At 69.6% G+C, this 25823-nt stretch carries 26 protein-coding genes and 2 pseudogenes; 19 read left to right on the top strand and 9 right to left on the bottom strand.

Going from position 1 to position 25823, the window contains the following annotated elements:
• The first annotated feature begins 144 nt into the window (after positions 1 to 144).
• On the top strand, positions 145 to 2187 hold the full coding sequence (locus IPL40_13865; GenBank protein MBK8482230.1) for a right-handed parallel beta-helix repeat-containing protein: 2043 nt from the start codon (positions 145 to 147) through the stop codon (positions 2185 to 2187).
• Positions 2188 to 2381: 194 nt separating this feature from the next.
• Positions 2382 to 3848 (top strand): exo-alpha-sialidase, encoded by a 1467-nt coding sequence (locus IPL40_13860; protein MBK8482229.1) that lies wholly within the window; start codon positions 2382 to 2384, stop codon positions 3846 to 3848.
• A gap of 10 nt (positions 3849 to 3858) precedes the next feature.
• Here IPL40_13860 and larE read toward each other — a convergent pair.
• From larE to IPL40_13840, 4 genes and pseudogenes are all read right to left on the bottom strand, one after another.
• Positions 3859 to 4753: pseudogene (larE, locus tag IPL40_13855) on the bottom strand (ATP-dependent sacrificial sulfur transferase LarE).
• A gap of 55 nt (positions 4754 to 4808) precedes the next feature.
• On the bottom strand, positions 4809 to 5102 hold the full coding sequence (locus tag IPL40_13850; protein MBK8482228.1) for a PilZ domain-containing protein: 294 nt from the start codon (positions 5100 to 5102) through the stop codon (positions 4809 to 4811).
• Positions 5103 to 5432: 330 nt separating this feature from the next.
• Positions 5433 to 5918: a hypothetical protein gene (locus IPL40_13845; GenBank protein ID MBK8482227.1), complete on the bottom strand. Its 486-nt coding sequence runs from the start codon at positions 5916 to 5918 to the stop codon at positions 5433 to 5435.
• A gap of 1 nt (position 5919) precedes the next feature.
• Positions 5920 to 6228: a hypothetical protein gene (locus IPL40_13840; GenBank protein ID MBK8482226.1), complete on the bottom strand. Its 309-nt coding sequence runs from the start codon at positions 6226 to 6228 to the stop codon at positions 5920 to 5922.
• Positions 6229 to 6426: 198 nt separating this feature from the next.
• Between IPL40_13840 and alr the strand changes: the two genes are divergently transcribed.
• From alr to nusB, 17 genes and pseudogenes are all read left to right on the top strand, one after another.
• The gene (gene alr / locus IPL40_13835) at positions 6427 to 7638 is read left to right on the top strand and encodes an alanine racemase (GenBank protein MBK8482225.1); all 1212 of its coding nucleotides are present in this window, start codon (positions 6427 to 6429) and stop codon (positions 7636 to 7638) included.
• Between the two features lie 6 nt (positions 7639 to 7644).
• The gene (locus IPL40_13830; protein MBK8482224.1) at positions 7645 to 8448 is read left to right on the top strand and encodes an ABC transporter permease; all 804 of its coding nucleotides are present in this window, start codon (positions 7645 to 7647) and stop codon (positions 8446 to 8448) included.
• 16 nt (positions 8449 to 8464) lie between these two features.
• Complete coding sequence (locus IPL40_13825; GenBank protein ID MBK8482223.1) at positions 8465 to 9250, top strand: ATP-binding cassette domain-containing protein; 786 nt, start codon at positions 8465 to 8467, stop codon at positions 9248 to 9250.
• A 72-nt stretch (positions 9251 to 9322) separates the two neighbouring features.
• Complete coding sequence (locus IPL40_13820) at positions 9323 to 10882, top strand: MCE family protein (GenBank protein ID MBK8482222.1); 1560 nt, start codon at positions 9323 to 9325, stop codon at positions 10880 to 10882.
• A 181-nt stretch (positions 10883 to 11063) separates the two neighbouring features.
• Positions 11064 to 11492: a hypothetical protein gene (locus tag IPL40_13815; GenBank protein ID MBK8482221.1), complete on the top strand. Its 429-nt coding sequence runs from the start codon at positions 11064 to 11066 to the stop codon at positions 11490 to 11492.
• A 199-nt stretch (positions 11493 to 11691) separates the two neighbouring features.
• Complete coding sequence (gene rpmF / locus IPL40_13810) at positions 11692 to 11883, top strand: 50S ribosomal protein L32 (protein ID MBK8482220.1); 192 nt, start codon at positions 11692 to 11694, stop codon at positions 11881 to 11883.
• 21 nt (positions 11884 to 11904) lie between these two features.
• Positions 11905 to 12891 carry a ketoacyl-ACP synthase III gene (locus IPL40_13805; GenBank protein MBK8482219.1) on the top strand — a complete coding sequence of 329 codons (987 nt, stop codon included), beginning with the start codon at positions 11905 to 11907 and terminating at the stop codon, positions 12889 to 12891.
• 161 nt (positions 12892 to 13052) lie between these two features.
• Entirely contained in the window at positions 13053 to 14045 is a 993-nt protein-coding gene (gene fabD, locus IPL40_13800; protein ID MBK8482218.1) for an ACP S-malonyltransferase, read from the top strand.
• A complete protein-coding gene (locus tag IPL40_13795) occupies positions 14042 to 14815 on the top strand; it encodes a 3-oxoacyl-ACP reductase FabG (GenBank protein ID MBK8482217.1) in 774 nt (257 codons plus the stop codon). Before fabD ends, IPL40_13795 begins: the two co-directional genes overlap by 4 nt.
• Before the next feature lie 91 nt (positions 14816 to 14906).
• Complete coding sequence (gene acpP / locus IPL40_13790) at positions 14907 to 15146, top strand: acyl carrier protein (GenBank protein MBK8482216.1); 240 nt, start codon at positions 14907 to 14909, stop codon at positions 15144 to 15146.
• Between the two features lie 186 nt (positions 15147 to 15332).
• Positions 15333 to 16577: a beta-ketoacyl-ACP synthase II gene (gene fabF, locus IPL40_13785; GenBank protein MBK8482215.1), complete on the top strand. Its 1245-nt coding sequence runs from the start codon at positions 15333 to 15335 to the stop codon at positions 16575 to 16577.
• Between the two features lie 30 nt (positions 16578 to 16607).
• Positions 16608 to 17076, top strand: a pseudogene (gene nrdR, locus IPL40_13780) (transcriptional repressor NrdR).
• 5 nt (positions 17077 to 17081) lie between these two features.
• Positions 17082 to 18227 carry a bifunctional diaminohydroxyphosphoribosylaminopyrimidine deaminase/5-amino-6-(5-phosphoribosylamino)uracil reductase RibD gene (gene ribD, locus IPL40_13775; GenBank protein MBK8482214.1) on the top strand — a complete coding sequence of 382 codons (1146 nt, stop codon included), beginning with the start codon at positions 17082 to 17084 and terminating at the stop codon, positions 18225 to 18227.
• Between the two features lie 28 nt (positions 18228 to 18255).
• On the top strand, positions 18256 to 18903 hold the full coding sequence (locus IPL40_13770; protein MBK8482213.1) for a riboflavin synthase: 648 nt from the start codon (positions 18256 to 18258) through the stop codon (positions 18901 to 18903).
• Between the two features lie 114 nt (positions 18904 to 19017).
• On the top strand, positions 19018 to 20142 hold the full coding sequence (gene ribB, locus IPL40_13765) for a 3,4-dihydroxy-2-butanone-4-phosphate synthase (GenBank protein ID MBK8482212.1): 1125 nt from the start codon (positions 19018 to 19020) through the stop codon (positions 20140 to 20142).
• Positions 20143 to 20167: 25 nt separating this feature from the next.
• Entirely contained in the window at positions 20168 to 20656 is a 489-nt protein-coding gene (locus IPL40_13760) for a 6,7-dimethyl-8-ribityllumazine synthase (protein ID MBK8482211.1), read from the top strand.
• Between the two features lie 140 nt (positions 20657 to 20796).
• Positions 20797 to 21249, top strand: a complete 453-nt coding sequence (gene nusB, locus IPL40_13755; protein ID MBK8482210.1) for a transcription antitermination factor NusB — start codon at positions 20797 to 20799, stop codon at positions 21247 to 21249.
• Here nusB and IPL40_13750 read toward each other — a convergent pair.
• The 5 genes from IPL40_13750 to IPL40_13730 all read right to left on the bottom strand — a co-directional run bounded on the left by IPL40_13750 (position 21176) and on the right by IPL40_13730 (position 25808).
• On the bottom strand, positions 21176 to 21982 hold the full coding sequence (locus tag IPL40_13750; protein MBK8482209.1) for an rRNA pseudouridine synthase: 807 nt from the start codon (positions 21980 to 21982) through the stop codon (positions 21176 to 21178). The genes nusB and IPL40_13750 overlap by 74 nt on opposite strands.
• Before the next feature lie 28 nt (positions 21983 to 22010).
• The gene (gene scpB / locus IPL40_13745; protein ID MBK8482208.1) at positions 22011 to 23141 is read right to left on the bottom strand and encodes an SMC-Scp complex subunit ScpB; all 1131 of its coding nucleotides are present in this window, start codon (positions 23139 to 23141) and stop codon (positions 22011 to 22013) included.
• A gap of 214 nt (positions 23142 to 23355) precedes the next feature.
• Positions 23356 to 24309 (bottom strand): segregation/condensation protein A, encoded by a 954-nt coding sequence (locus IPL40_13740; protein ID MBK8482207.1) that lies wholly within the window; start codon positions 24307 to 24309, stop codon positions 23356 to 23358.
• 10 nt (positions 24310 to 24319) lie between these two features.
• The gene (locus IPL40_13735) at positions 24320 to 25015 is read right to left on the bottom strand and encodes a site-2 protease family protein (GenBank protein MBK8482206.1); all 696 of its coding nucleotides are present in this window, start codon (positions 25013 to 25015) and stop codon (positions 24320 to 24322) included.
• Between the two features lie 241 nt (positions 25016 to 25256).
• Positions 25257 to 25808: a hypothetical protein gene (locus IPL40_13730; protein ID MBK8482205.1), complete on the bottom strand. Its 552-nt coding sequence runs from the start codon at positions 25806 to 25808 to the stop codon at positions 25257 to 25259.
• Between the last annotated feature and the right edge of the window lie 15 nt (positions 25809 to 25823).

Below are 25823 nucleotides of genomic sequence, written 5' to 3'. Positions count from 1 at the left end.
TCCCGGTCGCGCCCTAGGTAGTCGCCGCCGCTGGCACCACGCGCGGTCCCCGCCGCCGCCGGGCTGCGGCGCCAGCCGAACTGCCCCGCTGAAAACACCGGCGCCGCTGCTACCCTCGCGAGAGCTCGCGACGCGGAGGTCGAGATGCACCGAGCGACGCTTCTGGGGTTGAGCCTACTGGCCGCCTGCGCGGATGGCCCCGTCGGGCCGGCCTTTCCCAGCGACGCTTCCCGTGAGGCGCAGTCGCCAGCGGGCGATGGCGGGTCGGGCGACGGTCGGTCGCGGGACAGGGGCTTGCGCGACACTTCCTCCGGCGCAGTCGACCTCGGCGGCGGCGCGATCGGCGATGCTGGCCAGCGGGAGCCCGTCGTCTTCTCGATCTCCTCCGCCCTGACCACCGATCCCGCGCGACGTGAGTTCAGCTCGCTCGCCGAGTTTGCCGCGCGGGGCCCCGCCTGCTTCGCAGGCGGCGAGGAGCTGCGCTTCGCGGGCGGTCAGCGCTTCGTCGGCACGCTGCGACTCGCGGCCTGTGAGGGTGCCGAGGGCGAGGTGGTCGTCACCACCGTCGCGGGCGCGCCCCGAGCCACGATCGCCGCCGCTCAAACCCTGGCCGAGCTGGGGCTGAGTTGGGAGTCCGTGGCCAACCCCACCTTCAACGGGACGGCGATCGCGCACCTTCAGGGCGTGCCGCTCTTTCGTGCCGGGCCGATCGCCAGGCCTGTGCAACAGCTCTATTACGGTGCGGAGCGCATGATGCTGGCGCGCCACCCCAATCCCAGCGCGGCGGGCGAGCCGCGCTACTTCCGCACGACGGTCTTCTATGAGGGTGCTCCAGGAGGCTGCGGGGCGGCCACCTGCGTCGTTGGCGACGATGCGCAGAACCCGACCTGGCCCCTGCGAACCTTCGGTGTTGCTCCGGGGGCTTTTGCGGTGGTCCGGACCAGCAACTGGTCGCTACAGCGCAGCGCCATCGTCTGGCACAATCCGGAGCGAAACTCGCTGGCGCTTGAGGACTCGCTGCGTAGGCCGGAGACGGGCAACGAGATGCCGGCGCCGGGCTTCGGCTTCATCCTCTTCAACACCTTGCCGATGATCGACGAGCCGGGAGAGTGGTACTACCACCCAACCGAGCAGGCGCTCTACTTCTGGCCACCGGACGGTCAGGCGCCCTCGGCGGCGGCTGCCGAGATCAATTTCGCGGCAGGGGACGCGCTGCGCGGCGCGGCCATCTCAGGCAATTTCGGCCAGGCCCCGCTGGATCTGACGGTGCGCGATCTGGTGCTCAGACGTCCGGCCACGCGAGGCCTGGCGCTGATCCAGGCCCGCAACCTGACCGTCGAGCGGGTCGGCGTCGAGCAGCCCGAGGACAGCGGGATCAGCGCCTGGAAGCTCTCGGGGTCTGCTCGCGTCGAGGACTGCACGGTGGCCGACGCCGCGGGCAATGGGATCTCCGTGCTGGATGTGGCTGGTAGCACCCGCGTGGTCAACAATCGCGTCTTGCGTCCGGGGCGGCTACACAACCAGGCCGCGCTCGGGATGGACTTCAACGGGATTCGCGCTTCACGGCAGGGCAGGTTGCTGGTCGAGGGCAATCACGTCGAGCAGCCTGGCTACGCCGGCGTGATGCTGGGTCCCTCGACCGTCGCGCTGACGGTCAGGAACAACGCGATCAGCGGCTTCTGCGCGCTGCTCAACGACTGCGGCGGCATCTACTTCAACGGCGCGGGCAACACGCTGACGCTGGACCAGCTGATCGAGCGCAACCGGATCGTGGGTGGGGTGGGGAACACGGCTGGCGTGCCCGCCCTCTGGCCGCCGCTGGCCGTCGGCGTCTACCTCGATCACGGCGCCAGTCACTTCACCCTGCGTGAGAATCACGTCGAGCAAGGTCGTGCCCACTCCGGAAGCATCTATCTGCACGGCGGCAACCATAATGCCATCCGAGGCAATACGGTCGCGTCCTCCGCAGGTCCGGCCTTCGGCATGGCCAAGCTCGCGCCAGCCTACGCGACGATGGCCGACAACCGCGTCGAGCTGAACTACTTCAGCACCTCGACTGCGGCTGATCCGGTCGTGCGCATGATCGATAAGGCCGCGCATACCTGCGCTGACATGCGGCCCGCGATCAAGGACAACAACGTGCTGACGCCGGCCACGCCGAGCGGAGAGGTCTTCGAATGTCGCTAATACACGCGCGTAACCTGCTACTCAGCGGCCTCGCTGCTGGCGCCCTGCTCAGCGGCTTGGGCGCCTGTGGTGACCGCCGGACGGACGTGCGTCGCGACGTCGGGTCAGAGCGCGATGCCGGTGCGCGCGATGACGCCAGAGGAGGCCCCCCCGAGGCGCGAGCCAACGACGCGGCTGCCGGTGGCGATGGGTCGATGCGCCCAGAGGAAGGCTTTCAGGAGCTCGATCGCGAGGGCTACAACCACTTTGGCATCGTCAGCCGAGACGCCGAACGCCTGCACGTGTTTTACCGAAAGGGCCCCGATCACTATCGCCTCGGCACGGGGGTCTATCGTTTCTCGGACAACGCCGGGCGGAGCTGGTCCGCCCCCGAGCTGGTCTTGCCCTCGCGCGACGGCGACGATGTCCGGGTCGGGAACATCGGCACGACCCACGACGGCACGCTCGTCGTGGTCTTCATCCGCAAGACCTACACGACAGGCGACGGCGGGGTCGTGTCACCCTCTTGGCAGAACTGGTTCTACACCTATCTCGACCCGACGACGCGGCGCTGGTCGGCGGAGTATCTCGTCGAGCCACCCGCCCTCGGCGCCGAGGTGCTGCCGATCGCCCAGGGCCAGCCCTACGGGCGTATGCTCGCCTTGCCCGACGGCAGGCTGCTGCTCACCGGCTATGTGCATCCAAGCGGGGATCGCTTCTTCTACCTGCAGAACTGGTTCGGCGAGCGCGTCGGCCAGGAGTATCGGTGGACGCGGGGCGCGCCGGTCCTGAAGTATCCCTCGGCCGACGGGTACCAGTACTCGGAGCATAGCGTGCTGGCCATCACCGCCAGCAATTGGCTCGCCGTCTCGCGGGGCCGCCATGCGCTCGTGTTCTTCAAGTCTACCGATGCCGGCCAGAGCTGGAGCGAGAACGGTGAGCTCGTCGACGCGCTCTATCCCAACGGGGCCTATGGCAAGCTCGTTTCGCCGATGCTCGATCTGCTTCCGGGTCCCACGCCGCGCGTCCTGCTGACCTACGCCGATCGGGAAACGAATCAGAGCTACTATCGCGTCGGCCGTGTCAGCGATCACTTCCTCAACGCGGCGGAGCCTCGGGGCCGCGTCGACTGGGGCCCCGCCCATGCCCACGCCACGAACGCCTATCAGCACGCGCTGAGCGGCTACCCCTCGGGCGTCTTCCTCGACGATGATCCGGCCCGCTATCTGCTCGTCGACTACGATCACAGGCTGCGCGAGGGGAGCTCCGCCGTCGTGCGCCAGTTCCGGCTCGACCTGAGCCAGCGCTCGCTGGCGGAGGAGACGGCCGTGGGCAGCCCGGAGCTGCTGCCGCCATCGCGGGTGACGGGCTTGACGGCGTCGCCGTGGTCCGGCGCGATCGGTTTCGCGCTGCAGTGGGAGGCCTCGGCGGATGAAGCGGGAGGCAGCGGTCTCGCGCGCTACCGCGTCGACGTGGCCTCCGACGCTGAGTTCACCCGGGTGCTCAAGGGCTGGCGCGACAGGGACGTTGGGACGGCGCTGAGGACGAGCCTGAGCAATGGCGGCTCCAACCCGACCCTCTTGCAGGCCAGCACGACCTACTACGCCCGCGTGCGGGCCCATGACAGCGCCGGCAACGTCTCGCCCGACAGCGTCACCGTCGCCGCGACGACACGCCCCTAAGACCGTCGACCTACGAGACCCTGGACCTGTGGGCGCCGGCGCCGCGCGTGGCGTGCTCGACCTGGGTCGCATCGGGACCGCCTTCACCCTCGGGCAGCGGCTCATTCATCGCGCCACGCCGGTAGCCGGTGAGGTCGAGCGTGACGTAGACAAAGCCGCATTCACGGCCGAGCCGGACGATCTGCTCGCGCAGCGCGGGGCTGGCCGCGCGGACGATCTGCTCGGCGGGCAGCTCGAGGCGTGCCACGGGATCGTGCAGTCGCACGCGCAGGCCCGTCAGGCCGAGCGTGCCGAGTCCGCGTTCGAAGCGCTCGACGCGCGCCAGGCGCTCGCGCGTGACGGGTGTGCCGTAGGGCAGGCGCGAGGCCAGACAGGCCATCTCCGGCTTGTCCCACACCGGCAGCCCGAGCTGCTCGGCCAGCGCCCGCACGTCGGCCTTGTTGAGGTCGGCCTCGACCAGCGGGTGCCGGGCGCCGCGCTCGCCCGCCGCTTGCAGGCCGGGGCGATGCCCACCGAGATCGTCTGCCGTGGTGCCGATCAGCAGCGCCTCACAACCCAGCTCGCCAGCCACGAGGGCGGCGGTGCGCAGCAGCTCGGTCTTGCAGAAATAGCAGCGATTGCTTGGATTGGCCGCATAGTCGGCGTTCTCGAGCTCGTGGGTTGCGCGCACGACGTGGCGCGCGCCGAGCCGCCGCGCGAGGGCAGCCGCCTGGGCCAGCTCTTCGCGTGGGAGCGGGGGAGTCCGCCGTAAAGGCAGTGACGTGGTCGCCGAGAACGTCCACGGCCACAGCCAGCAGCAGCGCCGAGTCGACGCCGCCGGAGAAGCAGACCAGCGCCGAGTTCATCCGGCCGAGGATCTGACGCAGCTTGCGGCTCTTCAGTTCGGTCTGCAGTTCGGTCTGCATCGGACTCCTGGCGATCCTGGGAAGCCTGGGCGCGGGGCTGACCCCTGGCGCTTCGCTACGACAGCCCGATCAAGCGCTCCAGCCGGCGCGTGTTTTCAGCGTCGAGTTGCGTGAAGCGCAGGCCGACCCCAGCGAGGTGTCCGGGCGCGCTGCCGTCGTCGATGCGAGCCACGCGCGCTTGGCCCCCCACGTCCTCGATGGCCTCCTCGGGCGCGAAGATCAATACCTCGACCTCGCGGCCGAGCAGGAGGTCGGGGGCTTCGGCTGGCGCGCATTGCACAAAGAGGCCGCCGCGGCTGACGTTCAGCGTCGAAAGGATGTACACCTCGGAGTCGCGGGTGACCTGCACCTGCGCTAGCAGATCCTGGCGCGGGTGAGCGCGCCGATCGCTCGGGTTCGCGCCGAGGTGCTTGGGGGGCGCCTGCACCGCCGGCCACGGGGTCGGCGATGGTCCTGCGGCCGCCGGCGGGCGCGCCGCGAGCGGGGGACTGAGGGCTGGCGTGGGCGCTGCCGCGGAACGGGGCCCCGCGCCGAGCTTGGGCGCTGGCGTGGGTTTCGTCGCAGGCGCGGGTTTCGCAGCCGGCGCGGGTCTTGCCGCTGGCGTGGGTTTCGTCTGCGGCGTGGGCTGCGTCGCGGGTGCCGGCTTGGCCGCCGGTGCGGGCTTGGGCGGTGGCGCCATCTAGCGGCTTTCCCAGGTGGCGAGCGCGGCGCCGCATTCCTTGCACCGGCCGTCGCTGCCGATCACCCCGATGCAGGCGCCGTCGGGGCAGAGCTCGCGCGTTTCCAGGTCTGGCGCAGAGCTGTCAGCGATCGTCGCGCTGCCGCCGTCGCCCTGCAATCGCGCCCCCGCCCAGTCGCCGGCTGGATCGACCGCCGGCAGCTGCCCGCTGCCCCCCGCGAGCGCCGCGCTCGGCGAGGCCTCCTGCGCGCGGAAGCTGGGGCCGAGGCGCGCTCCTGTCACCTGCTCGAAGCGGCCGAGCTCCCCGGCAGCGATCGGCTTGCCGCATTCCCGGCAGTAGCCCGCGGCGCCGATCACGCCGATGCAGGCGCCGTCGGTGCAGAGAAAGCGCTCGTCGAGATCGATGCTCTCCGCGGCGCCTTCCGCTGGGGCGTCGGTGCTGGCGGGCGCCCCCTCTGGCGCGGCGGCGGCGTTTGCGGCGCTCACGCTACTTCAGGCCCTTGAAGAGCTGGTCGAGCCGCGACCGTGCCCGGGCCGCGCCGTCGTCGACCTCAGGTGCGGCCTCGCGATCCTTGATGAAGTAGTGATGGCAGAAGTTGGCCGTCTCGCGATCACGGATGAAGTCGGCCTGGGTCTCGAGGCATTCGTTATGGACGCTGGCATCGTAGAAGCCGCAGTTCTTGCAGCAGTGCATGTACGCGCCGCAGTGCGGACAGGTATCGAGCCGGCCGACCTTGACGCCGACCGTGATGATCAGCTCTAGCTCGTTGCGGCACTTGAAGCAGAAGTAAGCCACGCAGCGTCTCGACTTGAAAGGGAAGCTCGACGTGAAGGTGACGGTCGACCTGCAGTGAAGCGACGGCGAGTGATCTACCATCGTCGCCGCGGAGGGTCAAACCGGCGCCTCGGTTGACACCGATCCGAGGGGCGTAAGACACTCGGCCGCCAACGCCGCCGCGGCCCGTCGCCAGGAGGGCGAGGCAGACAGCTCAGCATGACCGCGCTGCCCACGCCGATTCGCCCCACCGTCGCCGAGGTCGACCTCCGGCAGCTCGCCGAGAACCTGCGTGCCATCCGCCAGGCGGTCGGGTCGCGGGTTGGGATCCTGGCCGTGATCAAGGCCGACGCCTACGGGCACGGCGCGATCGCCGTGGCCCGGATGGTCGAGGGCCTGGGGGTCTGGGGCCTCGGCGTGGCCACGGTCGAGGAGGGTGTGCAGCTGCGCGAGGCGGGGGTTCGTACGCGGGTGCTGGTGATGGGCGCCTCGTTCGGCCGCGACCACGGCGAGGTGGTCGCTCGCGAGCTGATCCCGATGGTCGGCGACCCCGGCGACGTCGAGGCCTTTGCGCTCGCCGCCCGCGCGGCCGGTCGGACGCGCTTTGGGCTGCACCTCAAGGTCGATACGGGGATGACGCGCCTCGGCGTGGGGGAGGGCCCCTTCGACCTCTTCCTGCGCCGCTGCGCCGCGCATCCGTCGATTCGCGTCGATGGGCTGGCGACGCATTTTGCCTGCGCCGAGGAGCGGGACCTGGAGGCGACCGAGGCCCAGCTCGCGACCTTCGTTCGCTGCCTGGAGCGCGCGCGCGCCCTGGGTGCGGACCCGCAGGCGATCCACGCGGCGAATACGGCGGCGGCCCTGCGCCTGCCCGCCGCGCGCTTTGATCTGGTCCGTATCGGGCTCGGGCTCTACGGTGCGCTGCCGAGCGCTGAGGTGCCCGACCCGGGCCTGAAGCCGGTGCTGAGCTGGTCGACGCGCATCAATGCCCTGCGTGACGTGCCAGCGGGCACGCCTGTGAGTTATGGTGCGACCTTCGTCACGACCCGGCCCTCGCGCATCGCCACGATCCCGGTGGGCTACGCCGACGGCTACGCGCGCCGGCTGTCGAATCGGGCTGAGGTCTTGCTCCCCGGGGTGGGCGGTGGACCCCGGCGGGCGAGGATCGTGGGGCGTGTCTGCATGGACCTCTGCATGATCGATGTCACCGAGCTTCCGGGCGTCGCTGTCGGCGACCCGGTCGTGCTGCTCGGCGGGAGCGGTGCGCTCGCCGTGACGCCCGACGAGCTCGCGGGCTGGGGCGAGACGATATCCTACGAGGTGCTGACGGCGATCTCGAAGCGCGTGCCGCGCGCCTACCCGGGACTGCCCGAGGCCGAGCTACGACAGGCGACGGGCCAGGCCCACGTCGCCGTGGTCGCGTCGCGCTGACCTCAGATGCCGAACACGCTCACCTCCCTCTCGCGCGTCGTCGATCGTGGCTGGAGCCTGCCGCGGCGCTTCTTGCAGCTCTTCGGCGAGATGTTGCTGCTGCTCTTCCATGCGGCGCTCTGGGCCGTGCGGCCGCCCTATCGCTTCGGCCTCCTGCTGCAGCAGCTGGACTTCATCGGCGTGGGCTCGCTCAGCATCATCGTCCTGGTCAGCCTCTTCACCGGCGGGGTCTTCGGGCTGCAGAGCGTCGAGGCCTTCCGCGTGTTCCAGGCCGACGGCTACGTCGGCACCGCGGTCGCGCTGACGCTCGCGCGTGAGATCGCGCCCGTGATCACCGCGTTGATGGTCGCGGGGCGCGCCGGTTCGGCGATGGCGACGGAGCTCGGCTCGATGCGCATCAGCGAGCAGATCGATGCGCTCTCGACGCTCGCGGTCAACCCCATCCAGTACCTCGTGGTGCCGCGGCTGATCGCCTCGACGCTGGTGTTGCCGGCGCTGACCATCGTCTACGACGTCTGCGGCATGTTTGGCGCGTACCTCTTCGCCGTGGTCGTCAAGGGCGTCGATCGCGGCATCTTCATGCACAACACGCGCTGGTACACCGACTTCGACGACGTAGGGATGGGGCTGATCAAGGCCCTCTTCTTCGGGCTGACGGTCGCTCTCGTCGGTTGCCACCAGGGTTACAACGCCAGCGGTGGGGCTCGTGGCGTCGGGCTGGCGACGATGCGCACGGTCGTCATCTCCTCGGTGTCGATCCTCGTGATCGACTTCATCCTGACCGACATCTTGATCACGCTGGGGTTTTGAGGTGACCGCCGAGGCCCTGGAGCAGCGCAGCGAGCGCTTCCAGATCCGAGTGCGCGGACTCTGTCGCGCCTTTGGCAGCCAGCAGGTGCTGCGCGGCGTCGACCTCGACATCGAGCGTGGGCGTATCAACCTGATCATCGGTGGCTCGGGCGCCGGGAAGTCCGTGCTGCTGAAGCTGCTGATCGGCTTGATCAAGCCCAACGCCGGAGCCATCTACGTCGACGGCCAAGACATCGTTCCACTCGATGACTTCGCCCTCGATCCGCTGCGACCCAAGTTCGGGATGGTGTTTCAGTACGCGGCGCTCTTCGACTCGATGACCGTCGAGGAGAACGTGATGTTCCCCTTGGTCGAGCATCACCGGCGGGCGATGAGCCGCGCGCAAATGCGTGAGGTGGCGCGCGCGAAGCTGGCGGCCCTCGGCCTGGTCAACGTCGAGCAGAAGTTCCCCGCCGAGCTCTCGGGTGGCATGCGCAAGCGCGTGGGCCTGGCGCGGGCGATCGTGATGGAGCCGGAAATCCTCTTCTACGATGAGCCGACCACCGGGCTCGACCCGGTGGCGACCAAGAACGTCGACGAGATGATCCAGGCGATCGCCGAGCAGCTGCACGTCACCTCGGTGGTCATCAGCCATGATATGGCCTCGACATTCCGTATCGGACACCGCGTGTCGATGTTGTATAAAGGCGCGATCATCGCCAGCGGATCGCCGCAAGAGATCCTGGCGGATCCGCCAGCTCCGCTGCGCGAGTTCGTCGAGACCTCGGGGGCGGTGACCCTGCCGCCGGCGCGGGGTCGCTAGCGATGGGGCGGATCGGACGCCGCCGGAGGCACGTATTGCTGTTGGCTTGTTGGCGCGGGAGCTCGTGAAATCGTGAAATCGCTCGCTCCCGCGATCAAGGTCAGCGCGACCTTCCTGCTGGCGTTCGCGGCCTGCTACTGGGTCTTCATGCTCTTGGCCAAGGGCGGCTGCGGCGGCGAGGCCCAGCCCTTCCGCCTGCACGCATACTTCCGCGATGCGACGTTGCTGGTCGAGAAGTCTCGCGTGCAGATCGCCGGGCTCAACGTCGGTCACGTCGTGGCGCGCGAGCTGACGGTGCGCCCACCGCGCGCGGATCTGGTGGCGCAACAGCGCTTTGCCCGCATCGAGGTCGCGCTCAAGCGCGGCGTGCTGCTCTACAGCAACGCGCGGATCTTCAAGCGCAGTGCGTCGCTGCTCGGGGAGTTCTACCTGGAGATCGATCCAGGGACCTATGAGTGGATCGACGAGGCGGGAAAGCGCCACGTCGGCGAACAGCTGGCTATCGGCGACGAGATCCGCTTCGTCGTCGAGGCCTCGACCGCGCCGATCGTGGTCCAGCAGTTCGGCGAGCTGCTGCCGATCATGCGCGAGCTGCTGCGCGACGTGCAGCGCTTCACGCACGGACCGCTGCAGTCGATCGGCGAGAACGTCAACGACGGCGTGGCGGAGAACCGTCAGGCGATCAAGTCGGTGGTCGACAACTTGGCGGTGATCACCCGCGACGTGCGCAAGCTCGCCGCCGGCGCCGATCGCGACTTCAGCGGCATCCTCGAGAACGTCCGGGCCACCACCGGGGCGCTGCGGGCCATGATCGGTGACGGCAAAATCGATCAGGACATCCGCCAGAGCCTGGGGACGCTGACGAAGGCGGCGCAGAAGCTCGATGCGGCCCTCGGCAACATCCAGGGGCTGACGGGCGACCTGCAGGAGGGGAAGGGCAACCTGGGTCGCCTGCTCAAGGATGATGAGCTGGTGACCGGCGTCGAGGAGGTGGTTCGCGACGCTGGCAGTTTGGTGAAGTCCTTTACCGAGCTGCAAACGGTCGTTGGGCTCCGCAGCGAGTACAACTTCGAGGCCGGATCGATCAAGACCTACGTCACGATCGAGCTCTGGCCGCGGCCCGATAAGTTCTATCTGATCGAGCTGATCGACGATCCGCGGGGCCGTCGGAGCGCGAGCACGACCATCACCCGCACGGACGATCCGACGCGGCCCGGCCTGACGCGGGAGGACCGCGTGGTGTTGAGCGATGCCTTTCGCCTGACCTTCCAATTCGCCAAGCGCATCCGCTTCTCGGCGGTCGAGACGACCTTCCGCTTCGGCATCAAGGAGAGCACGGGGGGCATCGGGCTCGATGTGCGCCTGCCCGGCGATCGGCTGCAGGTCTGGTCCGATCTCTACGACTTCGACGCCAACCTCTCTCCGCGGCTGAAGGTCGTGGCGGCCTGGGAGTTCCTCAAGCGGCTCTACGTGGTCGGCGGGGTCGACGATGCCTTCAACGACCGTCCGCGGGACGGGGTTGGCGGCGGGCGCGACTACCTGATGGGCTTCCAGATCCGCTTCAACGACGAGGACCTACGACAGCTCCTGCTCTTTGGCGGCAGCGCGCTGGGCAACACCGCGGGGCGGTAGGATCCGCCGACGGCGCGCCGCGGCTCGAAGGCGCCGGGCCCGGCTTCGTCGACCCGGCTTTTGCTTGACAGAGCGGGCGGGGTGCCTGTAGTCCTTCGGGGCCAATCGGGTTGCGCTTAGAGCCTGGTTATCACGAACCTTGAAGCTTAGAGACATAGGATCGGGCGGCCGCGAGGTCGCTGTGGTCTGGGGCTCGGACCGGGTGCGGGAGACGCTCGCCGAGTGCGGCGTGGAGCTCGCCGAGGGCGACTGCGAGGCGGCACTCGAAGGCCAGCTCACGCGTCGCGGCGAGACTGTGCGCCTGCACGGCGCGGTGCGCGGCAAATATTGGGTGCCCTGCAGCCGCTGCCTCGGGCCAGCCGCGATTGTCGTGACGGAGCGGGCGCTTGAGCTCTGCTTCGTGCCCCCGAGCGCGGGGATGGACGATGCGGACGCGGCGCGCGATCGGGCGGTCGATCGAGAGATCGAGCTGGCGGGCGAGGACCTCGAGGTCTCGAGCCACGACGGCGCGCAGATCGACCTCAGGGTGTGCTCTGCGAGCTGCTCGTGCTCGCGCTGCCGATCGCGCCGCTTTGCGGTGAGGGCTGTGGCGGCTCCGTGGCCGCGGTAGAGAGTGGCCACGAGGCTCCGGCCTGGAAGGAAACGCTGGCGCGGCTGAAGTCGTGAGGTCGCCACGGCGACGGCCTGAGGTCGCCACGGCGACGGCCTGAGGTCGCCACGGCGACGGTGCGTGGCGACGGTGCGTAGGAAGGGCCGTTGCGGAAACGGCGCAAACGAAGGGCCGTCAACGGCCATGAAGGGGTGGAGCGATGGCGGTCCCCAAGAAACGGCAGTCGAGCTCTCGGAGCGCCAAGCGGCGCGCCAACCATGATCGCGTCGCCCCGGCCAACGTGGCGGCGTGCCCGAGCTGTGGCGAGCCAAGGCTGGCACACCGCGTCTGTCCGTCCTGCGGAAAGTACGGCGGGCGCGTGATCATCGCGCAGCCGGAGGACGAGGGCTAGGCGCGCGTGGGCACGGAGACGATGCAAGCCATCCGCATAGCCGGCGTCGGGCGCGCCGTGCCCGAGCGCGTCCTGACCAACGCCGAATTGGAGCGGATGGTGGACACGACGGATCAGTGGATCGTCGAGCGCACCGGCATTCGCGAGCGGCGGATCCTTCCCGACGACCAGGCGACCTCGGATCTCGCGGCAGCGGCGGCGCGCGCGGCCTGCCAACAGGCTGAGCTGCCCGTCGAGCGACTCGACGCGCTGATCGTCGCGACGATCACGCCCGACACGCAGGCGCCCTCCACTGCGGTTCACCTGCAGCATAAGCTGGGGTTGTCGCAGATCCCGGCCTTCGATATCTCGGCCGCTTGCGCTGGTTTTGTCTACGGACTCGGCATCGCCGAGGCGATGCTGAAGGCCGGTCGTTACGGCCGGGTGCTGGTCGTCGGCGCCGAAATCCTTTCGCGCGTGACGGACTGGACCGATCGTTCGACCTGCGTCCTTTTCGGCGACGGCGCGGGGGCCGCGGTGCTGACGCGCGCCGAGCCAGGACAAGGGCAACGGCTCGTCGACGTCTCGCTTGGCGCCGACGGCGCGCATGCCTCCCAGCTCGAGATCCCGGGCGGCGGTAGCCGTGAGCCCGCGAGTCTGGCGACCATCGAGCGGCGGCGCCACTTCGTGCGGATGAACGGGCGGCAGGTCTTCACCCAGGCGGTGAAGAGCATGTCGGCTGCCGCGACCACCGTGCTCGAGCGCAACGGCCGCACGACGGCCGAGGTCGACCTCGTCTTCGCGCATCAGGCCAACATGCGCATCATCGAGGGCATCAGCCAGCGCACAGGAATACCGCTCGAGCGCTTCTTCAACAACATCGAGAAGTATGGCAATACATCGTCGGCCTCGGTGCCGATCGCGATGTCCGAGGCGGTCGAGCACGGTCGCCTCAAGCGCGGTGACCTGGTGCTCCTGACCGCGCTCGGAGCCGGCGTGGCCTGGGGGTCCGCCTTGCTGGAGTGGTAATAAGGGGTGGAGTGGGTGGCGCTGTAGGGCCGCCGGGGCCGCGTCGCTGACTGCTGGGATCGCGGCCGGGATCGCGGCGCTGGCGTGCCGGTGTCGCTGTGTAGGACTGAGGGCCTGGGCCGGCGCGGGCTCGTCAGAGGAGCGTCAGAGGAGAGCGTTAAATGATCGCCTTCGTATTTCCCGGACAGGGCGCCCAGCAGGTCGGGATGGGTCGCGCGCTGGCCGAGCGCTACCCTGAGGCTCGAGAGATCTTCGAGCGCGCCGACGAGGCGCTCGGCTTCTCGATTTCGCGGCTCTGCTTCGAGGGGCCGGACGATCAGCTCAAGCTGACGGCGAATGGCCAACCCGCCATCCTGACCGTGAGCATGGCCGTGCATGCTGTCGTGCGACGCGAGCTTGGCGTGCGGCCGCAGATCGTGGCTGGACACAGCCTCGGCGAGTACAGCGCGCTGGTCGCAGCGGGAGCCCTGACGCTCGAGGACGCCGTCAGACTGGTCCATCAGCGCGGGCGCTTCATGCAGGACGCGGTCCCCGCCGGGCAGGGGGGCATGGCCGCGGTGATGGGCCTGGAGGAGGCGGCGGTAGCCGAGCTCTGCGCCGAGGCTGCCGGGGACGAGATCCTGGCGCCAGCCAACTTCAACGGCGGGAAGCAGATCGTGATCGCCGGGCACCTCGGAGCTGTCGCGCGCGGGATGGCGCTGGCCAAGGCCCGGGGGGCGCGGGCAGTGCCGCTCAAGGTCAGCGCGCCCTTTCATTGCCCTTTGATGCAGCCGGCCGCGGACCGTTTGCGTGAGGCGCTGGCTGCGGTCGCGATTCACCCCTTGCGCGTACCGCTGGTGACCAACGTCGAGGCCGAGGTGAATCAGGACCACGGGCGGGTGGCCGAGCTGCTGGCGACGCAGGTCACCGCACCGGTTCGCTGGGAGCAATCGGTGCAGCGGCTGTCGGCGCTCGGGGTCGGTTGGATCCTGGAGCTCGGCCCCGGAAAGGTGCTGAGCGGGCTGATTCGCCGCGTCTGCCCCGAAGTGGCAGTGGATGCCGTGGAGAGTCCCGAGCAGATCGAGGCGCTGCGTGAGCAGCGTGCCGCTGGGTTGGGCGTGGTCGCAATCAGCGGTCATGCTGACTGCTGGGCGGCAGAGGCGAGTCCGTCATGAGCCCCGAGCAGGAGGTCGTGTTGACGGCGAGCAGCAAGGACCTCGAGGGGCGCACGGCGCTGGTGACCGGCGGAGCCCAGGGCATCGGGCTCGAGACGGCGAAGCTGCTGGCGGCAGCGGGCGCGCGACTGGCGATCTGTGACCTCGCCGAGAGCGGCGAGGCAGCGCTGCAGGCGGTCGGCGGCACGGCCGCGTATTTCCGCTGCGATGTCTCCGACGCGGACGCGGTAGAGCGCACCGTCGCCGCGGTGGTCGAGCGCTTTGGCACGCTCGATATCCTCGTCAACAACGCGGGGATCGCGATCGACGGGCTCTTGCTGCGGCTGAAGCGCGAGGATTGGGCGCGCACGCTCGATATCAATCTGAGCGGCGCCTTCTATTTCTGCAAGGCGGCCGCGCGGCACCTGCTCAAGGCGCGCAGCGGGGGTCGGATCGTCAACATATCCTCGGTCGTCGGCGAGCAGGGCAACGCCGGCCAGGTGGCTTATTCAGCCTCCAAGGCCGGGCTGATCGGGCTCACTCGCAGTCTGGCCCGCGAGCTCGCCGGTCGCGGTGTGACGGTGAATGCCGTCGCGCCCGGTTTCATCGCCACGCGGATGACCGACGACCATGTGCAGGGCGAGAACCGCGAACGGCTGGTGGCGGCTATTCCGCTCGGTCGCATCGGCGAGCCGCGCGACGTGGCGGACGCGGTCCGCTTCCTTTGCGGCCCCGGAGCTGCGTACATCACAGGTCAGGTCTTGCGCGTCAACGGTGGTCTGTATATGTAGTGTCGGCAGATTTTCTGTGTCGGCGCGGTGGTCGCACGGCATGCCAGGGGCCCCGCTACCGGGAGGCGCTTCCTCCCGCTGGAGAATCAGGATGAGCGACGATATCACCAAGAAAGTGATCGACATCATCAGCAAGCAGCTAGAGATCGAGCCGGATAAGATCCGCGCCGAGGCGTCGTTCACCGATGACCTCAAGGCGGATTCGCTGGCGGTGGTCGAGCTGGTGCTGGCACTCGAGGAGACCTTCGGCGTCGAGATCCCGGACGAGGATACGGAGAAGATCCGCACCGTCCAGGACGCGATTAGCTACATCCAGAACCACGCCAAGTAGGCGACGCGACCGGGGCAGCCCTGCGCCACCGGGGAGACCCACGCACAGTGGCGCCCGGTGGGTCCGCAGACGCTGCTGGGGTGGCGTGCGCAGTGCGCGCAGTGGGCCCTGACGGAACGGGTACTTGACGGAGCGGGTACTTGACGGAGCGGGTACTTGACGGAGCGGGTACTTGACGGAGCGGGTATGAGTCGGCGCGTGGTAATCACAGGGATCGGGCTGGTGACGCCGGTCGGCATCGGTATCGATGTGGCGTGGCCGGCGTTGCTGCGGGGGCAGTCCGGCGCGGCGCCGATCACCCTCTTTGACACCAAGGAGTTCGTGACCACCTTCGGGTGCGAGGTCAAGGACTTCGATCCGACCGTCTGGATCGACAAGCGGCTGTCCAAGACGCTCGATCGCTTCACGCAGTTCGCGTTGGCCGCGGCGGAGTTGGCGCGTGCCGACGCCGGGCTCGAGTTTGGCGAGGACGAGGCCGATCAGGTCGGCGTCTTCGTCGGAGCCGGGCTCGGTGGCGTCAGCACCCTCGAGGAGACGCACAGCCTGCTGCTCGAGCGCGGGCCGCGGCGGATGTCGCCCTACTTCGTTCCAGCGATCATCGTCAACATTGCGCCAGGTCACATCTCGATCCGCTACGGGGCGCGCGGGCCGAACCTCAGTCAGGTCTCGGCCTGCAGCAGCGGCGCCCACGCGATCGGCGACGCCTACCGCTGCATCGAGCGCGGGGACGCCGACGTAATGTTCGCCGGTGGGACCGAGGCGACCATTACGCCGCTGGGCGTCGGCGGCTTCAACGCGGCCAAGGCGCTCTCCCGCCGTAATGACGACCCGCAGCGCGCCAGTCGCCCCTTCGACGCCGAGCGCGACGGGTTCGTGATCGGTGAGGGCGCCGGGATCGTCATCCTCGAGCTGCTCGAGCGTGCCAAGCAACGTGGCGCCCCGATTTATGCCGAGCTCGCCGGGTACGGACTCAACGGCGATGCCCACCACATCACCGCCCCGTCGCCGGGGGGCCGCGGCGCCCAGCGTTGCATGCAAATGGCGCTGCGCTCGGCGCGGCTCGATCCGAGCGACATCGGGTACATCAACGCGCATGGCACCTCGACGCGGATGAACGACGCGATCGAGACGCAGGCGATCAAGGCGGTCTTTGGCGACCACGCCCCTCGGATGGCGGTGAGCTCGACCAAGTCGATGACGGGGCACCTGCTTGGCGCCGCCGGGGGCGTCGAGACCTCGATCACCGCCCTGGCGTTGGCGCGCGGCATCATCCCGCCGACCATCAACTACGAGCATCCGGACCCCGACTGCGACCTCGACTACGTGCCGAACCAGCCCCGTGAGCTGCAGGTGGAGGCCGCGCTGAGCAACAGCTTCGGCTTCGGCGGCACCAACGCCTGTTTGATCCTCAAGCGCTACACTGGCGACTGACGGCGCGGTGTCGGAAGGGATCGGCTGGTCGTGAAGTGCCCCTTCTGCCTCAGTCTGCAGAATCGCGTGATCGACTCGCGCCTTTCCAAGGACGCGCATGTCATCCGGCGGCGTCGCGAGTGTGATGACTGCGGCAGCCGCTTCACGACCTACGAGCGCGTCGAAGAGCTGGCGCCGATGGTGGTGAAGAAGGACGGCAGCCGCGTCAGCTACGATCGCGGGCAAGGTCCTGGCGGGCATTCGCCGCGCGTGCGAGAAGCGACCGGTCTCGGCGGCGGCTATCGATCAGATCATCGACGACCTGGAGAAGGAGTTCCAGGGCCTCGGCGAGAAGGAGATCCCTTCGAGCTATATTGGCGAGCGCGTCATGGAACGGCTGCGCCTGCTCGACGGCGTCGCCTATGTCCGCTTCGCTTCGGTCTACCGCTCGTTTCGCGACGTCAACGAGTTCCTCGACGAGCTCAAGCACTTGCTGCAGCAGCGCGAAAGCGCGACCTAGGCGCGATGCCCTCGCGCGGCGCGGACGCGGTCGAGCGCGACGCCCGGCTGATGCGGCTGGCGCTGGCGCTCGCCGCCCGGGCGCGGGGCCGCACGAGCCCCAATCCCCTCGTTGGCGCCCTGCTGGTCGATGGCGACGAGGTGGTCGGCCGTGGATATCATCGGCGCGTGGGCAGTCCCCACGCGGAGGTGGAGGCCCTGCGCCGGGCGGGCGCCCGCGCCCGCGGGGCCGAGCTCTTCGTCAACCTGGAGCCCTGCTGCCATCACGGACGCACGCCGCCCTGCGTCGAGGCGATCGTGGCGGCGGGGGTGCGGCGGGTCGTCGTCGGGATGATCGATCCACATCCCCTCGTGCATGGGCGCGGCCTGCGGGCGCTGCGCCGCGCGGGCCTCGAGGTGAGGTGCGGCGTCCTGGCGGAGGACTGCGAGGCGCTCAATCGCGCCTTCGTCAAGCGCGTCTCCTCCGGTCGTCCGCTGGTCACGCTGAAGACGGCGATGACACTCGACGGCCGGGTGGCGGCGCGTAGCGGCGACGCCCGCTGGATCACGGGGCCCGTCGCCCGCGCGGCGGCGCATCGGCTGCGCGACGCGCAGGACGCGGTGATGGTCGGGGTGGGCACGGTGCTCAGAGATGATCCGCTGCTCAACGTGCGCGGCCTCCGCGGCGGTCGCGATCCGCTGCGCGTGGTCGTCGACAGCCGCCTGCGTACGCCGCCGAGCGCCGCCCTGGTGCAGTTGACGCGGCGCTCGAGCGCCGCCACCTGGATCGTCACGACCCGGGCGGGCGCCGCCGACGCCGAGCGTGTCCGGGCGCTCGAGCGGGCCGGCGCGAGCGTGATCGTGGTTGCGTCGCAGCGCGGACGGGTCAAACTCGCCGCGCTCTTGGCCTTGCTCGCCGAGCGGGGCTGCTGCTCGCTGCTGGTCGAGGGCGGACCGACGCTGGCGGGCGCGTTGTGGCGCCAGCGCCTGGTGGACGAGCTGGTGTGCTTCGTCGCGCCCAAGCTGCTCGGTGACGCGGAGGCGCTGCCCTTGCTCCTGGGGGTCGGTCCCGTCGCCCGCGTGGCGCAGGCCGTGGAGCTTGAGCGGCTGCGGATGCGTCGGCTCGGCGTGGACCTCGAGATCAGCGGCCGCGTGGCGTGGCCAGCGGGCTAACGCGGCAGAGGGAGAGCGGGTTGCGCGGATGTTCACCGGGCTGATCCAGGACGTGGGGAGCGTGCTCGCGCTCTTGCCGCAAGCTGACGGCTGCGCGCTGACGATCAGCACGCGGCTGGCGGCGGGGCTGAAGAGCGGCGATAGCCTGGCCGTCAACGGTGTCTGCTTGACCGTGGGCGCCCCGAAGGAGGGGCGCGTCAGCGCCACCGTGGTCGCCGAAACGCTGCGACGTTCGACGCTCGGCGCGCTGCGGGTCGGCGCTCGCGTCAATCTCGAGCCCGCGCTGCGGGTCGGCGACGTCCTCGGTGGCCACCTGGTCCAGGGGCATGTCGATGACCGCGGCACGGTCCTGGCGCAGGGGCCGCGCGACGGAGGCTGGGAGCTGCGGATCGGCGCCGCGCCGGAGCTGCTGCGTTATGTCGCGGCAAAAGGGTCGATCACCGTCGACGGCGTCAGTCTGACGGTGGCGCGCCTCGACGCCTGTGATTTCAGCGTCGCGTTGGTGCCGCATACGCTGGAGGCGACCGTCCTCGGCGATCGACGGGTCGGCGCGGCGGTCAACCTCGAGGTCGATATTCTCGCCAAATACGTCGAACGCCTCCTTGGCGGGCTGGCGGCGGGCGGCAGCGGTGTTGCGCGCTTCGACCAGGCATGGCTACGTGAACAGGGCTATTGAGCGGCGCGCGTGGGCGCTAGCCGGTGGGCGACAGCGTTTGGCCGCGGTGGATGAGGTGAGTTCGTGACAGGGCTGGGTAACACGGCTGGCGGCGGCAGCTGGGGCGATCAGTCGCTGGTGCTCGAGGTCGAGCAGGCCGTCGAGCAGCTTCGGGCCGGCCGACAGGTGATTCTCGTCGACGACGAGGATCGTGAGAACGAAGGCGATCTCTGCATGGTGGCCGAAAAGGTCAGGGCCGAGGATGTCGCCTTCATGGCCTGCCACGGGCGCGGGTTGATCTGCCTGACGATGACCGCCGACCGCCTGCGACGCCTGCGGCTGCCGCCGATGGCCGAGCGCAACGAGTCACGCTTCGGCACTTGCTTTCATGTCAGCGTCGAGGCCCGCGAGGGCGTCACGACGGGTATCTCGGCGGCGGATCGTGCGCGCACGATCCGCGCGGCAGTGGCCGCCGACGCCCAACCGCACGATCTCGTGACGCCGGGCCACGTGATGACGATCGGCGCGCGCGAGGGCGGGGTGTTGGTACGCAGCGGGCAGACCGAGGGCTCCGTCGACCTGGCGCGTCTGGCGGGCTTCGAGCCGGCGGGCGTCATCTGCGAGATCATGAAGGACGATGGCACGATGGCGCGGCGTCCCGACCTCGAGCGCTTCGCGCGGCAGCACGGGCTCGGCATCCTGACGATCGCGCAGCTGATCGAGCATCGCCTGCAGCGTGAGCAGCAGCTCCGCTGCGTCGCTGAGACGCGGGCCGTGCCCGCGGGGCTCGAGCGCGAGTTTCGGATGTGCGTCTATGCGGCAGCGGTCGGCGGGGTGCAGTTCGTGGCCCTGGTGTTGGGGCAGCCGAAGCCCGACGAGGTGGTGCTCGTGCGGATGCATCGAGCCTCCCTGCTCAATGACGTGCTCGGCGTCGAGCGCGGCCCGGGCGCCAGCAAGAACCTGCGCGCGCTGCGGCTGATCGAGGAGGCGGGCTGCGGGGTCTTTGTCTACGTCTTGCCGGAGCACGTGGATCTTGGCGAGCAGGTGCGACACTTCGAAGCGGCGCGCACCTTCGAGCGCGCCGATCCGGGCCAGCCGCCGCAGTTGCCGGAGCTGCGCGAGCTCGGGCTCGGGGCGCAACTATTGCGGCAGTTGGGCTTGTCTCGCATCCGGCTGATGACCGACAATCCGCGCCGGATCGTCGGGCTTTCGGGCTACGGGCTGAACGTGGTCGAACGTGTCGGGCTCAATCGCCAATAGCCGACAAGAAGTGGGAGCAGAGCAGATGGCACGCGTGTTTGAGGGGAAGCTGGCCGCGGCTGGCCTGCGGCTGGCGATCGTGGCTGGGCGCTTCAACGCATTGATCACCGATCGCTTGGTCGAGGGCGCGCTCGACGCCGTGCGGCGCACCGGCGGCGACGCGGAGGCGGTGGAGGTCTATCGGACGCCGGGCGCCTTCGAGATCCCCGCGGTGGCGCAGCGCCTCGCGGCGAGCGGACGCTTCGAGGCGGTGATTTGCCTCGGCGCGGTGATTCGCGGCGACACGCCGCACCACGAGCACATCGCCAGCGAGGTGACCAAGGGCGTGGCTCAGGTGCAGCTCGAGACCGGGATTCCGATCGGCTTTGGGGTGATGACGCCGGACACGCTGGAGCAGGCGCTCGAGCGTGCCGGGAGCAAGGGCGGCAATAAGGGCTTCGAGGCGGCATTGGCAGCCATCGAGATGGCCGACCTCTTTCGCCAGCTCGACGGCGCCAACCCGACCGCCGGCTGAGGCGCGGCGACGCCCCTCCTAGCGACAAACCTGATCGGTAGCGACAATGAGCCGTGGAGCCAGTGGCCCTTAGAGCCAGGCGGCCGCAGAGACAATGATCCGTAGGGACAATGATCAGTAGAGATAGGGTGTAGCGAGCGATGGGTCTGCGACGCGACGGAAGGGTGGCGGCCGTGCAGCTGCTCTATGATCTCGACACACGCGCGGACTTCGCGCTGGTCGAGACGGTGCTCGAGCAGCACTTCGCCCATCATGGCGGCGAGATCGATCCGATCGCGCGCGCCTTCGCCGAGCAGCTCTGCCGCGGGGTGGTCGCGCGGCGGGCCGAGATCGATGGGCTGATCGAGCGCGCGTCGCCGAACTGGCGCGTGGTGCGGATGAGTCGCGTTGACCGCAACGTCCTGCGCGTCGCGACCTTCGAGCTCTTGAGCGCGGCGCCCGACGCGCCGCCGCAGGTCGTCTTGGATGAGGCGGTGGAGATCGGCAAGGCCTACGGTAGCAGCGAATCGCGCGCCTTCATCAACGGCGTTCTCGACCGCCTCTTGCACGCGCTGCCGGCGCGCGCCGACCTCCCGTCGAGCGCGTCGCGCTAGTCCGCGGGCGCGTGGTCGGCGGCGACGCGCCTGCGAGTCGGCGCAGCGCCACCACCTCCTCGTTGCTCAGCTCGCGCCACTTCCCCGCCCGCAGGTCATCGGCGCGAATACCTGCGAACTCGACGCGGATGATGCGCAGGACGCGGCGGTTGATCGCCTCCAGCATGCGATGGATCTGATGGTTCAGCCCCTGCGTCAGGGTCATCTCCAGCCAGAGGTTGCGGCCCGTGCTGGCGAGGCGCGCCACCTTGGCTACGGCGCGTTGCCCGTCGAGGACGACGCCGGCGGCGAGCTGGTGCATCTCTCCGTCGTCGAGCAGGCCCTGCACCTTGACGTGGTAGGTGCGCTCGACGCCATGACGCGGATGCAGCAGCGCCTGCGCCAGACCGCCGTCGTTCGTCAGCAGCAAGACACCCGAGGTCAGGTAGTCGAGCCGGCCGACGGGGTAGAGCCGCGCGCCCGGGACCTGCACCAGATCGAGCACCGTCTCCCGACCCTCGGGATCGTGGGTCGAGCAGATCGTCCCGGGTGGCTTGTGGAGCACGACGTAGACCGCGGCCTGCGCGGCGACCGGGTGGCCGTCGAGGGTGACGCGATCGCGGGCCGGGTCGACGGCAGCGCCGGGTTCCAGCACGACCTTGCCATTGATGGCCACGCGACCCGTCTCCAAGAGCGTGGCGGCACCACGGCGTGAGCTGAGGCCGGCTTGGGCAAGAAAGCGTTGCAGACGCATGATGGGCCTCTGGCCGCGGTCCTCGGGGCTAGCCCGCGGCCCGGTCTTCGTCAATGACGCGCTCCGCGGGCTCGCTTGCGTCGGGATCCACTGCGCCGGAGTCGAAGGCTCCGGTCGCCGAAGGGTTTGGCGTGGCGTCGTGGGTGGTGGAGTCCTCGTCATCGGTGGGCGCGGTGGCGTCGCTCGGTGGCGCGCCGCCCATCAACGCATCGGCCCTGGCGATCGCGCGGTCGAGGGCCGCCAGCACCTCACTGTCATCGACCTCGGGCGCCGTGGCAGCCGCATCGGCCGTGAGCCGCGGCGCCGACGCCGACGCCGTGCCGCTGAAAGCCTCAGCAGTGCCCGCTGGGGCAGCGTCCGCGGTCGCCGCGGCCACGCCCTCGCCGCCGCCGCCAGTGCTCTCGCCAGTGCTCTCGCCAGTGCTCTCGCCAGTGCTCTCGGGCGCCACGGCCTCGGCTGCCGCCGCGACGCCGGCGCCAGCCGCCGCGCGACTCGTTTGCTCGCCGAAGCGCGAATCGAGCTCGCGCTGATGATCTTCAGAGAGCTCGGCGAACTCGCGCAGGGTCGGCAGGCCCTTCAGCTCCTTGAGCTGGAAGAACTCGAGGAAGTACCTCGTCGTGCCGTAGAGCAGCGGTCTTCCGACGTCCTCTTTCTTGCCGATGATGCGGATCAGGTTGCGCTCGAGCAACAGGCGCAGGGTGCCACCGCAATCGACGCCGCGGATGTCCTCGACCTCCGGGCGGGTGACCGGCTGACGATAGGCGATGATCGCCAGCGCCTCGAGCATCGGACGGGTCAGGCGCTGCGGCCGGGCGCCGAAGAGCTGGCGCACCCAATGCGCGTGCTGCGGATCGGTGCGAAAGTGGTGGCCCCCCCCGACCGAGACCAGCTCCAGGCCGGTCTGAGCGAAGCGCTCGCGGGATCGCGCCAGAGCGTCCTCGATCGCCGCGGTCGAGGCCCCCGTGATGCGCCGGAGCTGCTGGTTGGTGAGGGGCTTGTCGGCCGCGAAGATCAGGCTCTCGAGGATGCGGCGCAGCGCCTCGCCCTCCTCTGGCGCGGCCTCGAAACCGGGCTCCGCCGCTACCGTCGCGTCATCGGCTGCCTGCGCCGGTGCGTTGTCGTCGGCGCCAGCGGTGGGCTGCGGGAGCGAAGCGTCCATCGTCTCCGCCTCGCCAGCGTCGACGGTGTCAGGCGACTGGGGCTCGGCTGGAGGAGGCTCCCCGGCGGAGGCGTCGGGCGCAGCGTCGTCTACCGCCGAAGCGTTGGCCTCCGCGGCCTCCGCGGCCTCCGCGGCCTCTGCGGCCTCCGCGGCTGACCCTGACCCTGACCCCGCGCGAGGCGCAGTGGTCGAGTCATCGTCTTGGCTCTGGCGCCTAGCCCTGTTCTTCGTTTCGTTCTTCGTTGCGCTCATCAGCTGGCTCTCGTGGCTGGGTCGTCTCGATCTGGGTCGTCTCGATCTGGGTCGTCTCGATCTGGGTCGTCTCGGTCTGGGTCGTCTCGATCTGGGTCGTCTCGGTCTGGGTCGTCTCGGTCTGGGTCGTCTCGGTTTGGGCGGCCGCGGCCGCGGGCTGCAGGCTTGCCGTGCGGGTCAGATAGATTTCGCCGCCTGTCCGCTCCTGTAGCACGCGGATCATCCGCAGTCGGGCCATTTCCAACATCGCGAGGAAGGTCACGACGATGCGGTGGCGGAGCTGGGCGCCGCTGCCCGCGAGATCGATGCAATCGAGCAGGCGCACGCTGTCTCGCTGCTGCAGCAAATCGACGATCTCGTTGATGCGATCGCTGATCGAAATGCGCTCGATCATCACCTCGTAGCCGGTCTCGACCCGTTGGCGGCCCAAGACCTCCGCGAACGCGGCGAGCAGCTCGAAGGTGCCGACCTCGACCAGGGGCAGCTCGACGGTGGGCGGCCGCTCGACGGGCGCGCCGCGGGGGAAGACCTGGCGTCCCAGCACGGGGCGCTCCCCGAGCTGCAGCGCCGCCTCCTTGTAGCGCTGGTACTCCAGCAGCCGGCGGACCAACTCCAGCCGCGGATCGGCGCCGTCCTCGGCGTCGGCCTCGTCGTCGATCAGCGCGGGCGGTCGCGGCAGGAGCTCGCGCGACTTGAGGTAGGCGAGCGTCGCCGCCATCAGCAAGTAGTCGCCGGCGACATCGATGTTCAGCGTGCGCATCAGCTCGAGGTAGGCGAGGTACTTGTCGGTGATGAAGGCGATCGGGATCTCGAGGATGCTGAGCTCGTGACGCTTGACGAGGTGCAGCAGCAGGTCGAGCGGCCCCTCGAAGTCGGGGAGCTCGATATGGTAGGTGTCTTCCTCGGTGCCGGTCATGACCGTCTCGCTAGAAGAGCAGGCGATGCACCAGCGCGACCGATCCGAGCGCGATCCCGTAGGCCGGCATCAGCCAGTAGCTGACCAGGCCGGTCATCAGGAACACGATCAGCAGCATGAAGCCGTATTGCTGGAGGAAGCCGATGACGCGCGGCTGGCGGTCGCCGATCAGCCACGCCAGCACGGTGCCGCCGTCGAGCGGTGGTATCGGCAGGAGATTGAAGAGCATCAGGACCCAGTTGAGCAGGATCAGGCGAATGATGCCGTGGGCGGCGTCGCTGGCCGGGTCGAGCACGCCGAGGCGGAGCAGGACCGCGTAGATCAAGGTCACCAGCAGGGCGAGGAGGACGTTCATCGCTGGGCCGGCGATCGCCACCAGCATATGCCCTGTCGCCATGCGGAAGCGGCGCGTGAAGCGCAGCGGATTGACCATCACCGGCTTGCCCCAGCCGAAGAGCACGCCGCCCCCGAGGAAGCCGATCAGCGGAAAGAGCAGCGTGCCGATCGGGTCGGCGTGCGCCAGCGGGTTGAGCGTCACACGGCCTTGCCGCCGCGGGGTGTCGTCGCCGAGCAGGTCCGCGACGAGGGCGTGACCGTACTCGTGGACGGCGATCGAGAGCACCAGCGCGATCAGCATCACGATGGCATCGCGCACCCGCTGAGGATCGTCGATGGCCGAGAACAGAAGAAGTGTGGCGACCGGCACGCGGACCCTCATGCGGCGAGGACGGTGGACGGGACGAGCGGCGGTTCAAGGCCGCCCGCGGCGCGCCGACCCGGATCGAAAAGTGCGCGCATTATGGGCGGATGGGGACGTGCTGTCAAAGGGGGGATCCACCGGGGGGATCCCCCGGAGCGGCGGGATCCAAGAGGGTCTCGGCTACCGCCGGACCGCCGGTCCGCCGGGCCTCCGGTGGGAACCTCGCGCGCGTGCTCACCCGGCGCGGCTACCAGGCCATCGCCACCTTGACGCTGAAGCCGCCCGCGCGAAAGACGGGACGCAGGCGGAGTTGTTGGCCATCGGTGAGCAGTCCGAGCGCAGTCGAGCGCTGCGCGGCCAGCGCGAGCAGCGCACCAAAGACGTCGCGAGCCATCGCCACCTTGGCCCGCGTATCGGAGAGGCGCGCGGCCGCGTCCGTGCCAGGACCCGGGGCGCGATGGATCAGCGGCGCTAGACGGGTCCCCGACCAGCGCGCCAGGCTGTAGGGGCTGTCCGGCTGCTCGGCGCCGTCGCGCATCAGGCGGGCTGCGAGCTGTGCGGGGAGACTGCCGTCGTCGATCGGCTGGGTACGGATTTTCGCGCGCGACGTAAGCCACGCGGAAGGTCGAAGCGAGGGCGTTCCCGCGGGGCCGCTGGCGACCGGCGCGGCGAATGCGAGCAGCGCGTGGCGCAGAATGCAGAGCCAGGCCAGGCAGGAACAGAGGCAGCGGCCCTCCCTGGCCCGACGGCGCCGGGTCAGGGACTCGAGCTTTGTCTCGTCTCGGTTCTTGCCGTCCACCGCGTCGCTCCTCGC

The organism is Pseudomonadota bacterium (assembly GCA_016711215.1).
In the GTDB taxonomy this organism is placed as follows: Bacteria; Myxococcota_A; Polyangia.
Note: the sequence above shows the minus strand (reverse complement) of the source record. Positions and strands in the feature narration are given on the sequence as shown.

What these genes read in the sequence shown, in the direction of transcription:
- IPL40_13860 (MBK8482229.1), top strand. Translation starts at nt 2,382, where the DNA reads ATGCGCCCAGAGGAAGGCTTTCAGGAGCTCGATCGCGAGGGCTACAAC.
- IPL40_13750 (MBK8482209.1), bottom strand. Translation starts at nt 21,982, where the DNA reads ATGCGTCTGCAACGCTTTCTTGCCCAAGCCGGCCTCAGCTCACGCCGT.
- acpP (MBK8482216.1), top strand. Translation starts at nt 14,907, where the DNA reads ATGAGCGACGATATCACCAAGAAAGTGATCGACATCATCAGCAAGCAG.
- alr (MBK8482225.1), top strand. Translation starts at nt 6,427, where the DNA reads ATGACCGCGCTGCCCACGCCGATTCGCCCCACCGTCGCCGAGGTCGAC.
- IPL40_13865 (MBK8482230.1), top strand. Translation starts at nt 145, where the DNA reads ATGCACCGAGCGACGCTTCTGGGGTTGAGCCTACTGGCCGCCTGCGCG.
- IPL40_13805 (MBK8482219.1), top strand. Translation starts at nt 11,905, where the DNA reads ATGCAAGCCATCCGCATAGCCGGCGTCGGGCGCGCCGTGCCCGAGCGC.
- IPL40_13795 (MBK8482217.1), top strand. Translation starts at nt 14,042, where the DNA reads ATGAGCCCCGAGCAGGAGGTCGTGTTGACGGCGAGCAGCAAGGACCTC.
- IPL40_13830 (MBK8482224.1), top strand. Translation starts at nt 7,645, where the DNA reads ATGCCGAACACGCTCACCTCCCTCTCGCGCGTCGTCGATCGTGGCTGG.
- fabD (MBK8482218.1), top strand. Translation starts at nt 13,053, where the DNA reads ATGATCGCCTTCGTATTTCCCGGACAGGGCGCCCAGCAGGTCGGGATG.
- IPL40_13760 (MBK8482211.1), top strand. Translation starts at nt 20,168, where the DNA reads ATGGCACGCGTGTTTGAGGGGAAGCTGGCCGCGGCTGGCCTGCGGCTG.
- scpB (MBK8482208.1), bottom strand. Translation starts at nt 23,141, where the DNA reads ATGGACGCTTCGCTCCCGCAGCCCACCGCTGGCGCCGACGACAACGCA.
- ribD (MBK8482214.1), top strand. Translation starts at nt 17,082, where the DNA reads ATGCCCTCGCGCGGCGCGGACGCGGTCGAGCGCGACGCCCGGCTGATG.
- nusB (MBK8482210.1), top strand. Translation starts at nt 20,797, where the DNA reads ATGGGTCTGCGACGCGACGGAAGGGTGGCGGCCGTGCAGCTGCTCTAT.
- IPL40_13770 (MBK8482213.1), top strand. Translation starts at nt 18,256, where the DNA reads ATGTTCACCGGGCTGATCCAGGACGTGGGGAGCGTGCTCGCGCTCTTG.
- rpmF (MBK8482220.1), top strand. Translation starts at nt 11,692, where the DNA reads ATGGCGGTCCCCAAGAAACGGCAGTCGAGCTCTCGGAGCGCCAAGCGG.
- IPL40_13740 (MBK8482207.1), bottom strand. Translation starts at nt 24,309, where the DNA reads ATGACCGGCACCGAGGAAGACACCTACCATATCGAGCTCCCCGACTTC.
- fabF (MBK8482215.1), top strand. Translation starts at nt 15,333, where the DNA reads ATGAGTCGGCGCGTGGTAATCACAGGGATCGGGCTGGTGACGCCGGTC.